11 protein-coding genes are annotated in these 13,784 nt (G+C 62.8%); 6 read left to right on the top strand and 5 right to left on the bottom strand.

Annotation, left to right across the window (positions count from 1 at the left end; genetic code table 11):
- The first annotated feature begins 80 nt into the window (after window positions 1-80).
- Entirely contained in the window at window positions 81-350 is a 270-nt protein-coding gene (locus tag AC0L2B_RS18750; protein WP_473746384.1) for a hypothetical protein, read from the top strand.
- A 2-nt stretch (window positions 351-352) separates the two neighbouring features.
- Here AC0L2B_RS18750 and AC0L2B_RS18745 read toward each other — a convergent pair whose 3' ends face one another.
- The 3 genes from AC0L2B_RS18745 to AC0L2B_RS18735 are packed head-to-tail and all read right to left on the bottom strand — an operon-like array spanning window position 353 to window position 3,015.
- Window positions 353-1,288, bottom strand: a complete 936-nt coding sequence (locus AC0L2B_RS18745; protein WP_473746383.1) for a hypothetical protein — start codon at window positions 1,286-1,288, stop codon at window positions 353-355.
- A complete protein-coding gene (locus AC0L2B_RS18740; RefSeq protein ID WP_473746382.1) occupies window positions 1,285-1,797 on the bottom strand; it encodes a hypothetical protein in 513 nt (170 codons plus the stop codon). The genes AC0L2B_RS18745 and AC0L2B_RS18740 overlap by 4 nt, the downstream gene beginning before the upstream one ends.
- A gap of 3 nt (window positions 1,798-1,800) precedes the next feature.
- Complete coding sequence (locus AC0L2B_RS18735; protein WP_473746381.1) at window positions 1,801-3,015, bottom strand: macrolide family glycosyltransferase; 1,215 nt, start codon at window positions 3,013-3,015, stop codon at window positions 1,801-1,803.
- Window positions 3,016-3,628: 613 nt separating this feature from the next.
- On the opposite strand from AC0L2B_RS18735, the gene AC0L2B_RS18730 reads away from it, so the two are divergent.
- The 4 genes from AC0L2B_RS18730 to AC0L2B_RS18715 are packed head-to-tail and all read left to right on the top strand — an operon-like array spanning window position 3,629 to window position 9,076.
- Window positions 3,629-5,392, top strand: a complete 1,764-nt coding sequence (locus AC0L2B_RS18730) for an ABC transporter substrate-binding protein (protein ID WP_473746500.1) — start codon at window positions 3,629-3,631, stop codon at window positions 5,390-5,392.
- 31 nt (window positions 5,393-5,423) lie between these two features.
- Window positions 5,424-7,226: an oligopeptide/dipeptide ABC transporter ATP-binding protein gene (locus AC0L2B_RS18725; protein WP_473746380.1), complete on the top strand. Its 1,803-nt coding sequence runs from the start codon at window positions 5,424-5,426 to the stop codon at window positions 7,224-7,226.
- The gene (locus tag AC0L2B_RS18720; protein ID WP_473746379.1) at window positions 7,223-8,086 is read left to right on the top strand and encodes an ABC transporter permease; all 864 of its coding nucleotides are present in this window, start codon (window positions 7,223-7,225) and stop codon (window positions 8,084-8,086) included. The genes AC0L2B_RS18725 and AC0L2B_RS18720 overlap by 4 nt, the downstream gene beginning before the upstream one ends.
- A complete protein-coding gene (locus AC0L2B_RS18715) occupies window positions 8,087-9,076 on the top strand; it encodes an ABC transporter permease (RefSeq protein WP_473746378.1) in 990 nt (329 codons plus the stop codon).
- A 12-nt stretch (window positions 9,077-9,088) separates the two neighbouring features.
- On the opposite strand, the gene AC0L2B_RS18710 is transcribed toward AC0L2B_RS18715, so the two are convergent.
- Entirely contained in the window at window positions 9,089-10,936 is a 1,848-nt protein-coding gene (locus AC0L2B_RS18710) for a PAS domain-containing sensor histidine kinase (RefSeq protein ID WP_473746377.1), read from the bottom strand.
- Between the two features lie 93 nt (window positions 10,937-11,029).
- Complete coding sequence (locus AC0L2B_RS18705; protein ID WP_091597591.1) at window positions 11,030-11,668, bottom strand: response regulator transcription factor; 639 nt, start codon at window positions 11,666-11,668, stop codon at window positions 11,030-11,032.
- 825 nt (window positions 11,669-12,493) lie between these two features.
- Between AC0L2B_RS18705 and AC0L2B_RS18700 the strand changes: the two genes are divergently transcribed.
- Complete coding sequence (locus tag AC0L2B_RS18700) at window positions 12,494-13,672, top strand: patatin-like phospholipase family protein (protein ID WP_473746376.1); 1,179 nt, start codon at window positions 12,494-12,496, stop codon at window positions 13,670-13,672.
- Window positions 13,673-13,784 lie beyond the last annotated feature (112 nt).

Raw genomic sequence — 13,784 nt, 5'->3', positions numbered from 1 at the left:
GCGGTTACCAAAACTAGGGTGATCGGATCAGCACCAAGCTAGGGGACCGATCGGTTCGTGCCAGACGCCATCACAACGAAGTGACCGTCGAGGCGATCGCGACGCTGGGCATGCCGTCGAGGGCACAAAGCGGCTTGAGGCTTACCATGATCGCCGGCGGCAGCGCCGCCGCTGCGGATCGTCAGCAAAGAAACCGGGGCGGCGCGGGCCGCCCTTTTTCGTTGCTGCCGGCGCGCTGCCAAATGCTGCCAAATCGGCTTGGCAGCACCCATTATAACCTATTGATAACAAAGAAAAATGGTGGGCCCAACCAAGCTCCCGTCGAGGAAGGTTTCAGCCTCGATTCGTAGCTTTATCTCCCTCCGAGCATTTTCGTTGTGCAGTCGCGCCGGATGATCTCAATCACGATCTCGGTGGTGCGGTCGAGATAGCTGCGCCCGTCGACGAGCCGCGCCGTAGGGCTGATGTAGCTCTGCGGGCCGACGTGCGTTGCCGGGTCGAGCGAACACACCGTGATCTTCCCGGCGTCCAGGGCCCGATTCCAGGCGCTGCGCCGCCACAGGCGCCAACGCTGGGGGAAGAGTCCGATGCCCACCCGCTCGATCCAGTCGTTCGCGCTGGTGAGCCGGTACAGGTGGAGCGCATGCGTGAGGTCGTTGGCGCCGTTGTGGAAACCGCCGAGCGTGATCAGCAACAGCGGAGCGTGGAACTGGGCGAACAGCTCTTCGACCGCGCCGGTGGCCACCTGGGCACCACCGCTGTAGCAGAGCAGGACGACCGGTATGCCGCTAGCGGGCTCGTACCCTGCGAGCCGGAGCTGGTCGGCGATCTGGGCACCCACTGCCCGGTTGTACAGCGGGCGGTATCGGCGATCGGCGGCCACAAAGGTCTGCATGACGTTGTGCAGGAACAGTGTAATACCGACGTGCCGCCGTAGCCAATCCCACACCGGGCGCCCTACGAGCGGGTCCGCCAGGGGCGAGTAGGGCTGGACCTGGCCCAGCACGCGCAACTCCGGTGCTCCGGCGATGATGGCCTTGACGAGCTGGCCGCCATCGCGCGTATCGGTGAGGCGGCGCTTGCCGATCCCGTCCAGGTAGACCACGTAGGCGTCCGGCGGCCGCCCTGGATCGGCCCCCCTGGCGTAGGGCACCTCCGGTGGGAGCGTGGCGGCCGGTGCGCGCCGGCCGATGGTATAGACCATGAGTTCGTATCGGGCGAGCAGGCCCTCGGCGAGCAGGAAAGGGCCGAGCGCCAAGAGGGCGACGAGCAGGAGGTGCTCGCTCACACGATCGACTCCCGCTCCCGCGCGCCGGCGATGATCCTGGCGATCAGCCGCCGGACAACCTTGACCGTGACCGCGAGCCCGACCCCCGCGACGGCGATGCACCCGACCGCGGTCCACCAGCCCAGTCCCGACGCCGCGGCGAGTGGGCCGGCCAGCCCTGCTCCGACACCGGCCATAAGCAGCATGTGCAGGAACGGCCCGAGGAGCGGGAACGCGAGGACGGCGGCCAGGAGCAGCAGGGCGACCAGGGCGGGTGTCCAAGCCAGCCCGGTCGTGCCGGGCAGTGGGGCTGAGTCAAGCGCCACGACCGGCTGCACCAGGTCGGCAACGGTCCACGCGGCTAGGGGCCACAGCGCCATCACCGTGCCCTCGACGACGGTGCCGGTCACCATCAGACCGGCCACGAGCCGCGGGGACAGCTTGGGCCTGCGCGCCACCAGGGGCAGCACGCGCCCGGCGCTCTCGGACAGGCCGGCGAGGACCAGCAGTACGGCGACCGTCATCGACATGGTTCAGCGCCCCTGTGCTCGACCGGTCGCGATGCCTCCGAGCACGTCGTCGAGATACCGCTCGAGCTCGTCGGCGGCGCGCCGGGCGCCGCCGGCCTGCTTTTGTGCGGCGCCCTGTGCGGCTGCCGCCTCGCGGAAGCGCGGCTCGTCCAGCAGACACCGGGCGAGCGCCTGCACCGTCTCTGCAGTGGCGTCGTCCGTGCGGAGCTCGAGGCCGGCACCGAGCTCTACAACCCGCCGCGCCACCATTGGCTGGTCTGCCCCCTGTGGCACGACGAGTGTCGGCACCCCGGTCCGCATCGCCTCGTTGACACTGTTCATGCCGCCGTGGGTCACGAAGAGCGCCGCCCGGTCCAGCACCTGGAGCTGCGGCACGGATTGGCGGGCCAGCACGTTGGCTGGCAGCGGACCCAGGTCTGCCGGTTCCGTGGACCCGGTCGAGACGACAACGGTGCCGCCCAGCGGTGCCAGCGCGGTCGCGAAGGTCCGCAGCAGGGCGGGCCCCCCATCGAACACCGTGCCCAGCGAAGCGTACAGCACGGGGTCCTCCAGCCGGGCGGCGTCGAATCCCGGATCGGTCAGGCGGGATCCGACGCTCGCCCCGACGAACCGGTACGAGGGGTCGAACGCGTCGGCTCCAGGCTGGAACGCGCTGGATGTGAAGACCAGGTTCAGCGGCTCGCGGGCGTTCATCAGGTCGATCAGGGGCAGCCCGCCGGTGTCGTAGCCGCGGTGCAGGGCCCAGCGCGCGCAAACGTAGCTCCAGCCGATGCGAGGACGGGCGGCTGCGGCGGCCACCAAGTCACGGGAGAGGCGGGTGGGGCTGGGCACCTGCCCGTTGAACGCGAACGTGGTGAACGTGGCGGCCGCCGGCACACCGAGCTCACGCGCGGCCACCGCGCCCCATGGACAGGCCGCCCCATGCACGATCAGGTCGGGCCGGATGGCGCGGAGGTCCGAGAGCACGCCGGGCAGCAAGCCGAGGGCGGCCCGCGCGAGCTCTTCCAGCATCGCGAGGGGGATCGGCGGATCCGGCAAGGGCAGGTCGCCCCCGGAGTAGAGGTAGACCTTCGCACCAACGGTCTCAATCTGGGCCGCAAACGCAGGGGAGGTGTGATAGGTCACCGTGTGACCGCGCCGGGCGAGCTCTGCCACGACCGCGAGCGTCGGGTTAATGTAGCCGTGCATGCCGATGTTGAGGAAAGAGACGGTGCTCATCGACGCCTCCGGGGTGGTCGGAAGATTCAAGGGGGTGGCTGGACGCACCCCCTGCCAAACCGGTAAGGGCCGCCGTCCGATGCAGCCAATGTTCGTGGAACCCGCGGCACCAGCCTATCAAACGGTAGGATCGGTTGGACGATGCCGAAGTATGGGAGACTATGACCTCCCTCTAGGACGCTCTGCTCGGTCGGGTGCGACGGCTAAGCCCGGCGCCGCTGGGATGGGATGGCGCAAGCCAAAAGCTATATCGAGGACCGCCACCAGCCCGCCTCATAATGCCAGCAGCTTGCCGGCCTGCTCGGGCACTATTGCGAGCATACCGGTCCGGCAAGTTCTCGTCGCACTGGGCGCCCATCCGCATTTTTGTGTTCGCCGCGAATTTTTGAGGCACGCCGGAGCGCGGCTACGACTCGACTACCGACACATAGGCAGTCCTGTCAGCACTCCACGCGGCCTGCCAGGAACTCGGTCAATTCCTGCAGCAGCCAGCGTTCCCGTCTGGGCTTAGTCGGTTGCAAGCGCGTTCTTAGCGGATGCGCGTCTGCAAGCGTTCACATACCTGTCCGGGGCGCTACGATCTATACCCTGGGGATAGGGTGACCTCTGCTTGATGCTCATAGACCGCGATCAGCGGGCTGAGGTAGCGTGGCGAAAATGTCCGGGTGTCCGCGTCGATGCCAAGCGCCGCAAGAAGACCTTGATGGCATCGGTGGACGATGAGTTGGACAAGAGTGTGGAATGCCTCGTTGGCCAGGAATTGACTGCGGGTGGCCTTCCCGCAGTCCCTAGTGAAGTAGCAGGCCGACGGGAAGCCTTGATGGAAATTTACGCGTGCCGGGCCAAGCGATCTTACAAGCGCAGCTTCGGGCTGCGCATGCTGGGACCTGCTCTCGGTTTGCTGGTCTGGATTGCGCCGGTCTACGCGCAAGAGGTGCTGCGCATACCCTACGTGGCCGATATCGGCACTTTCGATCCGGACAACGGGTTTGAGACCGGCGCGATAAGCGCAATCAACAACGTCTACGAAGGGCTCGTCGAATACGAGCCGGGTTCGACCAGGATTGTCGGTTTGCTCGCTAGGAACTGGGAGATTTCCGATGACGGGCTGACCTACACGTTCCATCTGGTTGGGGGAGTGAAGTTCTACGACGGTACGCCGTTCAATGCGGCGGCGGTCATAAATTCCTTCGAACGCCGCCGCGATCGTGGACTGAACCTGAGCTACTTCCTGGCGAACGTGAAAGACATGAGGGCGCCTGACGATTCCACGGTCGTGCTCACGCTGGGCCATCCTCAGCCTTCTTTCCTCGACGCCCTTGCGAGTCCCTGGGGACCGAAGGTCATCAGCCCGAAAGCGCTTGCCGAGCATGACAATGGCAATTTCGCGACGACCTGGCTCAATGAGCATGCGGCGGGAACGGGTCCGTTTAAACTGGCCGAATTCAAGCGCGGCCAGCGCTATGTGCTCGAACGCAACGACAACTATTGGGGCGACAAACCGTTCTTCCGGCAGATCCAGATTTCGGTCGTGCCCGATATCAGCCAGCAGATACTTCAATTGCAGGCGGGTGCGATCGATGCCGTGCCGATCAACTATCCGTTCGCGCAACTCACCAGCTTGCCGGAGGGTCTGGAGATCACTGCGGCCCCGAGCATGATACCGTACCATCTCTTCGTTAAGCCGAACTCGCCGCTCGATGACGCGGGGGTCCGCAAGGCCGTTTTGACAGCGATCAACCCGGCGCTGTGGGTCAAGGACGCCTTTGGAGAGTTCGCAAGCCTGTCGAAGTCGGTTTATCCGAACGTGATGCTCGACCCAGTCAATCCGATCCGGTTCCCGACCGACTTCGAGGCAGCGAAAGCCGCGATCGCCAAACACGGCGCGGTCAATTTGGTCATTGGCCTCCATAGCGCGGCCCCGAGCTACAGCCGCATCGCCGACCTGATCATCGCGCAACTGGCCTTGATCGGCGTAAAGGCAACGGCTTACGTGCTGCCCTCCGGCGCTGCCTACACCTTGACGGACGACCCAAACCCTCCCGATTTACTGCTCACGATCGCAGGCCCGGACGCCGCTCATCCGGAGAGCCAGGCAAAGGTGTTCTTCACAAAAGACGGTTCCCTCAACTTTTTTGGGCGGGTGCTGCCGCAAGCCGATGCCGTCGTGGACCAGGCCGGACAGTTGACCGACGTCAAAGATCGCGACGCTCTCTACGAGAGAGCGGGGCAAATGTATTTCGATGCCGGCATCGTCATCCCGCTTGTCGATGTCAATGATGTGGTTGTCCACGCCAAGGGTCTGAAGGATCTTGGACTCCGTCCCGTGAACCCACCCGGCAACATCGACTTCGCCACCGTCCGCTGGGGGCGCTGAATTCCGGAACCAGGTCAGGCTCGTCACGCACATGGCTAAGCTTTCGCACCGCATGTCCGAACCCGTGACCGAGTCCGTCCTCACCGTCAAAGACCTCTCAGTCATTCTCAGCCGCGAAGGCCGTCCTTCCCGCGTCCTTGATGGCATCAGTTTCGACATATTTCCGACCGAGATCATCGCGCTGGTCGGGGAAAGCGGTTCCGGCAAGACAAGCATCGGGCTGACGCTTCAGGGGCTCTTGCCGCGCGAATACCTTCCGCAGATTGCAGGCTCGATCCGATTAGCGGGCATCGAGCTTGTCGGTGCGGGAAGGCGCACCTGGCAGTCGGCCCGCCGCCACCTCGTCCGCGCCATCTCGCAGGACCCGATGGGCGCGCTCAACCCCACGATGACGATCCGCCGCCAGATGCGAGAATCCAATGGGGGGGCCGAGAGATCGATCGAAGACTGGCTCAACCGAACCGGCCTGCCTGACCCTGACCGCATCGCCGATGCGCTTCCGCATCGCCTGTCGGGGGGGCAGCGTCAGCGCGTGTTAATTGCCATGGCGATGATGGCAAGACCGAAGCTGCTCATCGCCGATGAGCCGACCACCGCGCTCGACGTCACCATGCAAGCGCAGATCCTCGACCTACTGCGAGATCTCGCCCGCGATCAGCAAACGGCAATTCTGTTCGTTACGCACGATCTGAGTGTCGCAGCCTCACTGGCCGACCGCATCCTGGTTCTCTACGCCGGACGCATCGTTGAAATGGGCCACATACAGGACGTGGCCCGCAATGCCGCGCACCCCTATTCTGCCGGCCTGCTCGCCGCTCGATTCGATCTGGACTCTGATCGACGGCGCCCGCTTCCCACGCTCCCGTCGGAGCGTACGCCCTCCGTAGATGTTGGGAAAGCCTGCGCCTACGCGACACGCTGCCCGATCGCCCAGCCAGATTGCAGGGCAATCCGCCCACCGCTGGAGCCTGCTTCCGTCCACGATGGCGCGGTCGCCTGCCTTCACCACGAACAGACTCCACTTCTCTCAGCGCAACGCTCTGATGGGAAACCATGGCCGGCCCAGGCGATCCAGGAGACCGTTGCCTTGAGGCTGTCCAACGTCGGAAAAACATACCCGACGGGCACCCGATCGTTTTGGGGGCGGCGGCAACCGCAGCCCGTTCTTAGGTCGGTGAACCTTTCAATCAAGCTTGGCGAGTGCGTGGCCCTGGTGGGGGAGAGCGGCGCCGGCAAGTCTACCCTTCTGAGGATTGCAGCCGGGCTCGTGGCATCCGATAGCGGCACTGTTGCACGCTTTGACAAGCTTCCTCCGCAAGTGGTGTTTCAAGACCCCGTGGCCGCACTGACGCCGTGGCTCACGATCGGCGAGCAGATCGGCGAGCGCCTGCGGGCCATTTCGCTGGACAGCGACTACGGCCGCCGTCGCGTCGGAGAGGCAATAAAGCTGGTCGGCCTCGATCCGGTCCTGATGGACGCGCTGCCGGCCGAGATGTCGGTCGGGCAGTGCCAGCGCGCCGTTTTGGCTCGCGCGATAATCGTCCCCCCAAAGCTTCTGCTCTGCGATGAGCCGATCAGCGCCATGGACGTGTCGCTGGCGGCCACCACCTTGAACCTTCTTAGCGACCTTCGGCGGCGGCTCGAAATGGCGATGCTGTTCGTGACCCACGATCTGGCGGCCGCCAGGATCATCGCCGACCGTATCGCGGTGCTGAAAGACGGCGAGTTGGTTGAGATTGCCGATCCAGATGCCATCATTGCCGCACCACAGTCCGCCTACACGCGGTCTCTCATCGCGGCGATGCCGAACCTGCAGGCGGGAGGCGGAAGATGACCGGCAGGCCAAGTCCGGACACGCTGCCTGCGCGGCCTCGGTTCAGTTGGCGCGATTTCTTCCGGCGTGCCGGTTGGCTTGAAAGCGTCGGCATTGTCGGCGTGCCTGTCGTCACCGTTGTGGCCGTGCTGGCGCCATGGATCACGCCGTTCGACCCACAACTACGCGTCGCCGGGGCCTACCTGCCGCCTTCGGCAGGGCATTGGTTCGGCACCGACGAGATCGGCCGCGACCTGTTCTCGCGGGTCATTCTCGGCGTTCAATATACGTGGCTGCCAGGGCTTGCCGTTATCGGCTTCAGTCTTACTTTGGGCTCCCTGATCGGACTGATTTCGGGCCTCGCGGGCGGCAAGGTCGATCTGGTCATCGAGCGGATCGTCGATTTGTTCTTAGTCCTTCCATCAACGGTCATCGCGCTTGCTGTCGTGGCTTCGCTTGGTCCCGGGCTCGTCAACACGATGATCGCGATCGCCATTTTCTGGTGGCCCTGGTACGCGCGCATATCCCGTGATGAAATTCGTCGCCTCAAGGCCCGTCCTCATGTCGAGGCGGCGCGTATCGCCGGGGTCCGCGGTCCGCGCTTGCTGTTGCGTTACTTGTTGCCGGGAGTGGTCCCGGCCTTGCTCGTCGGGGCGTCACTGGATGTCGCGAACATCATCATGACGCTGTCGCTCATGTCGTTCCTGGGCCTTGGACTGCCTGCACCGGCGCCTGAACTCGGCGCGATGACGTCGCGGACCCTCGACAGTCTCACCTTCCATTGGTGGCTGCCGATCCTGCCGGCCGCAATCATCTTTCTCCTCTGCCTCCTCGCCAACCTTGCGGGCGACGGCATTCGCGCCGCGCTCAGGGGAGCGTAGATGCTGGCATATCTCACCAAAAGCATCCTCGGCGCCATCGTCGTTCTCCTGGTGATGAGCTTCATCGTTTTCGGTCTCCAAAGCATTATCCCCGCCGATCCAGCGCGAGCCATTGCCGGGCCGAATGCTCCGCGGGAAACGGTCGAAGCGATGCGCGAGCAGCTCGGACTGAACGACCCGGCTGTCGTTCAGTACGGGCGCTTTCTATTGCGCCTCGCGCATGCGGATCTCGGGACGTCGGTAAGGACCCGGCAGCCGGTGTCTGACGACATCCAGCAATATCTTCCCGCTACGCTTGAACTCGGACTGGCGGCGATCGCTTTGGGAGTGGCGCTCGCCGGCGTCATGGCGGCACTTCAGTTCCTGATTCCGGGATCGGGCGGCATAAGGCTCATTATGGTGGGGGTAGGCTCGACGCCGATCTTTCTGTCCGCCTTACTTCTCGCCTACTTTTTCTGGTTCCGACTCGACTGGCTTCCCGGAGCAGGTCGGCTTGTCTACCACGACTTCGCAGGCCCTACGGGACTCAACGTCATCGACGGAATACTGGTCGGCCGGCCCGAAGTCAGCGTCGACGCGCTGCTGCACATGATCTTGCCGGCGCTTGCACTGGCGTTGCCTATCGGCATTGCGGTCGGGCGAAGCCTGAACGGTGCGCTTCACGAGGTGATGAGGCAGACATACATCCGAACCGCGCGTGGCAAGGGTCTCGGCGAGGCAAAGGTGCTGTTGCGCCACGGTTTGCGCAATGCCGCCACAGCCCCACTGTCCATGCTCAGCCTGCAGGTCCGCCTTCTCTTCGGCAATTTGCTTGTTGTCGAGCGCGTTTTCGGGTGGCCTGGTCTGGGTCTTTACACGGTCCAGGCTTTTGCCAGCGCCGATCTCCCGGCAGTGCTGGGCGTCGCCATCGTATTCGGAATCTTGTACATCCTGGCCAACACGCTCATCGAAATCGTGCAGTCGATGGCCGATTCTCGGATTAACCTCTGAAAGCGCGCCCGCTCAGACGCCTACTGTCGCGCCGGTGGATGTTTTAGACGAGTCGGCAGCGCAGATGGGGAGGCTGAAGGTTATGGACGCTCCCCCTGTCTCGACATTTTCCGCCCAAAGCCGTCCGCGGTGTGCCTCAACAATCGAGTGGCAGATTGCCAGGCCCATTCCCATTCCATCCGGCTTGGTCGTGTAGAACGCATCGAAAATCCGTTCGGGATTGCTAAGTCCGCGGCCGCTGTCTCGCACTTCGACCTCGACTGTTTCGTCATTCTGACGCCGCGACACAATCCGCAGACTCCGCGCGTTGATGTTGACGTCCTGCATCGCTTCGATGCCGTTGCGGACGATGTTCAGGACGACTTGCTCCATCTGAACGTGATCGGCAGCGGTCGCAGGAAGGCCGGGATCGAGTTGAAGGTCCAGCTTGACGCTGCTCGATGCGAGCCTGTCACCCAGGAGATCACACACTTCGCGGATCACCGCGTTCAGATCTATCGGGTGCGGTTCGGCTTCGGTCTTGCTGAACAGCGCACGGATGCGGGTGATCACCTGTGCCGCCGCGTCAGCGTTTCTGATGATTTTTTGGGCGACACGGCTGGCGTGACTGAAATTTGGCGGATCGGCGTTCAGCCATCTCTGGAAGGCGCCGGTGTTGGCCACGACCGCCTGGAGCGGCTGGTTGAGTTCATGCGCAATCGACACCGACAGTTCGGATAGGCTGGCGGCGCGCAAGGCGCGCGCGAGCCGTTCGTCCGCCAGACGCAGGGATTCTTGGGCGCGGACCTCGTCGTCGATGTCGAAGTTGACGCCGTACCAGCGAAGGATAGTGCCGTCTTCGTCGCGTAGCGGTTCGAACCGCGAATCAATCCAGCGATATTCGCCATCCTTCCGGCACAGCCGACCTTTGTGCTGGAGTGGTTCTCCACGGGCAAAGGACTTCTCGAACACAGCCTTGACGGCCGCCCGGTCATCGGGATGGAACAACTCCACATGCGAGGCGAATTGGCGCGTGCCTCGCGGTTGTGCCTTAGCCGAGTCGATGCCCGCCCAGTCGACGAACCGTTTGTTGAAGTAGTACGGCAATCCCGCCGGCGTCATCAGCCAGATCATGGTGGGAACTGTATCGACCAGCAGGCGCAACTCACGCTCACGCTCGCGCAACGCAGATTCGGCCTTCTTCTGATCGTCGATATCCGCCGTGTGGCCGTACCAGCCGGTTATCCTCCCGTACTCATTGCGCGAAGCAATGCCGGTGTCGCGAAACCATCGATACGTTCCGTCGAACCGACGCATACGGTGCTCGTCGATCACAGGCTCGCCCGTCTGCAAGCTGTGACGCCATCGCGCCATGCTCGCCTCGACATCGTCCGAATGGACAAACTGTGTCCAATGATAATCATCGCCATCCATGATCCGGCGCATCTCATCGGCTGTCACACCTACATACTCGAGCGCCGCGGGACTGACCAAGCGAAGGCGGCCATCCGCAGAGGCCGACCATCCGAGGCCCGGAATATCGGCAACGCCGGGTCCGGTATCATGGTAGACCCGGTCATAGAAGCTCATGGTCCTGAAGATCTTTATCACGAACCATAGGGCTAACGCCGCGACGACAAATACCGCCAACCGGACCGCGCCGCCTGTGGCCCCTGATTCCAGCGAAAACAGGATCACGCATGAAAGCAGACCGGCCGCGGCAACGGCCACCAAACCGGCCTCCCAGCCGATGCAGATGCATATGACTGCAACGGCGACCAGCAAAACGTATGGCTCATTGACGAATAATGCCAGCAAGACGCTCGCAGCGCCAATCGCCAATGCGACGGCGCGGCGTTGTTTCGTTGACGTCAGCTCCATTTCGACCTCTCGAGACCGCCTCTGCGTCCCACTCCCTGTCGCGGTCGATGTTCCGAGTCAGTTACGGAGCGCCAATGCCTGATTGTAAGCCGCTCAGCGGCTGTCGACTGGAAGCGACTGCCACACATTGAAGAGATGGGAGATGGACCTTGCGTTCATCTTCTTCATCATGTTGCTCCGATGGAGCTTTACGGTGATCTCGCTGATGCCGAGATCCGATGCAATCTGCTTGTTTGTGGCACCGGAGACCACGAGCCTCAGCACTTCCCGCTCGCGGGGCGTAAGGGTCTCATAAAGTGCCACGTTCTTTCGCGATACGGTTGATGCCGCTCTTCGCGCGACGTCGTTGGCGATAGCGGTGGACACTGCGTCAAGGAACGTCTGGTCGCGCACCGGCTTGGTTAGGAAATCCACTGCCCCCGCCTTCATCGCCTGGACGCCCATCGCGATGTCGCCATGACCGGTCAAGAATACGATCGGCGTTAGAATGCCTTTGGTTGCCAGGACATGCTGAAGATCGAGGCCGCTCAAGCCCGGCATTCGCACATCGAGAACGAGGCAGCCTGGGCGGTCCGGCAGTTTTGCGTCCAGCAGTTCCTGGCCCGAAGAAAACGACATGGTGTCGATGCCGACCGAATTCAGCAACTCCTCCAACGCGTCGCGGACCGTTGCGTCATCGTCGACCAAAATTGTTATGGGACCGTCTGCGATTCCTGAAGTTGCCACGCCCATGACTCTGGCCTCGGGGAGATATGCTGAACCCGAATTGGCCGGGTTCACGCAGTCAGTATCAACCGCGCTTCTGTCACACGTCAATCAGGACCTGCGTCTCACGCGAGGCGGCCGGAGCTTGCTCTGCGCCAGCTATGCCCGCCAATTCGTAGTCTCTACGTCAGGTCTTGCGTACCCGTATCCCGGCGGGCAACGCAACACTACAAAGGGTGATCGGACCTAGCGATTTGAATGGCTGACCTAGACGTCGGTATAGGTGCGTGGACCGTCGGTTCCTGCCCTATGTCATTCACCTTCGGAGCAGGACATCGCCGTCGCGGTGATCGGCTGCTGCGCCCTCAAGCGGCTCCCATGGTCCTGCGACTCGCCATGAAAGCCGCATCGGCACTCCATTCCGTGCACTCGGCGCCTGCCTGGTCGTGCAGTCCCGCGCCCTGGAGTTTTCGTGGATTCCGGGCGTCAGGCGCGCGCCGAGCCACGATCACAGCGGATAGAACTGCGGTCCGCCGACGTCACCGCGGCGGGCAATCTCTACCGTGGTATTGCTCGCCCTCATCCTTGGATCAATCGACTACAGCCGCGCTTTTCACATAGCCTTCTCGATGTGGTTCATCACCGACATCGTGTCGGGCAAAAATGAGGAGCATGCTGTCCCGCATGATGCGTCAGGCTGACGGCGAATATTGTGCTGCCAGCGTTGCGCACGGCTGATGGAAATCAGGCTCTTTGCCGAAAGCGAATTGTTCGACCGAAGCGTCGGAGACCCGCGGCTGTCGGATATGCGAACTACTCCGCGTTCACGAAGCCAAGCACGGGAGATCCGCTTTGCGTCCTTTGAAAGTATCGGTGCTCGTTGGGCTGGCAGCACTGGTCGCGACATTGGTTTGGTTCCCGGGTTGCGACACTCGGATCGCCGCCACGGACATACCCCTTGACGCGGCGGAAGCAGAGAAGGCTTCGATCGCCGGCTATGGCGAGATCAGGATATATCGCGACGCTCGGATCGCTGCGGGAGATGTGCGCGACTGGACGCCGGCAACCGAGCCGGATGGCCTCGATGTCCTCATGATCTCCGGCGGCGGTGCGGGAGGCGCCTTTGGCGTCGGCGTGCTTTCGGCGTGGAGCGAAACTCGGACCCGCCCGCAATTTGATGTAGTCACCGGCGTAAGCACTGGCGCCCTAATCGCGCCATTCGCGTTCCTCGGATCGGCTCATGACGGGACGCTGGTGCATCTCTTTACAAGCGGCGTCGCCGACGATCTTGTCGCAACCAAATTTCCCGTGGGCTTGATCGGATCGAGCTTGCTGAGATCCACGCCAATGAGGGGGATGGTCGAGGAGTTCATCACACAAGCGGTCCTGCAGCAGGTTGCAGCCGAGCATCGCAAAGGCCGCCGCCTCCTGATCCTCACGACGAATCTCGACACCCAGCGGGCCGTCGTATGGAACATGGGCGCCATCGCCAACAGCAGCCGACTGGACGCGCTGAAGCTGTTTCAGGACGTTATGATCGCTTCGGCGAGCATTCCTGGCGTTTATCCGGCGGTCATGATCGAAGCCGAGTCAGGAGGGCGACGCTTCCAGGAAATGCATTCCGATGGAGGGTCGACGTCGCAAGTCTTGATACTTCCGCAGGCAATTCTGGCAAGCACGAACCCTCTCGTGCCGGGGAAACACCAGAGTGTCGATTTTCATGTGATCGTAAACAATGCGCTCATACCGGAATTCGCCACCACGCGGAATCGAACGTTGTCCGTGATCGCAAGAGCGTATTCCATCCTCCTCAAGTCACAGACACAGAGCGAACTGGCTATCCTCTACAATTATGCCAAACTGACCGGGGCACGTTTCCACCTTGCGACCATTGACGCTCAAGTCCCCTATTCGATGCTCGATCCTTACAACGCCAGCTATATGCAAGCTGTCTATGACCTCGGATACGCTGGGTTGGCGGCTGGCACCCTCTGGAAAGATAGCCCTAAATTCGCCGACAGGCGCCTGTGATCGGCATCCTCAACGTCAGGCTCTGCTCGGCAGGAGCATGTCCGACAGTAAGAAGGCGGGTTTCCTGCGCCCAGCAACGCTGTGACCCCAAGCGCTTTGATATTCTCCGCCA

The sequence above is a fragment of the Mesorhizobium sp. WSM4815 genome (assembly GCF_055811575.1).
The sequence above is the reverse complement of the archived record's forward strand: the minus strand, read 5'-3'. Positions and strand labels throughout refer to the sequence as shown.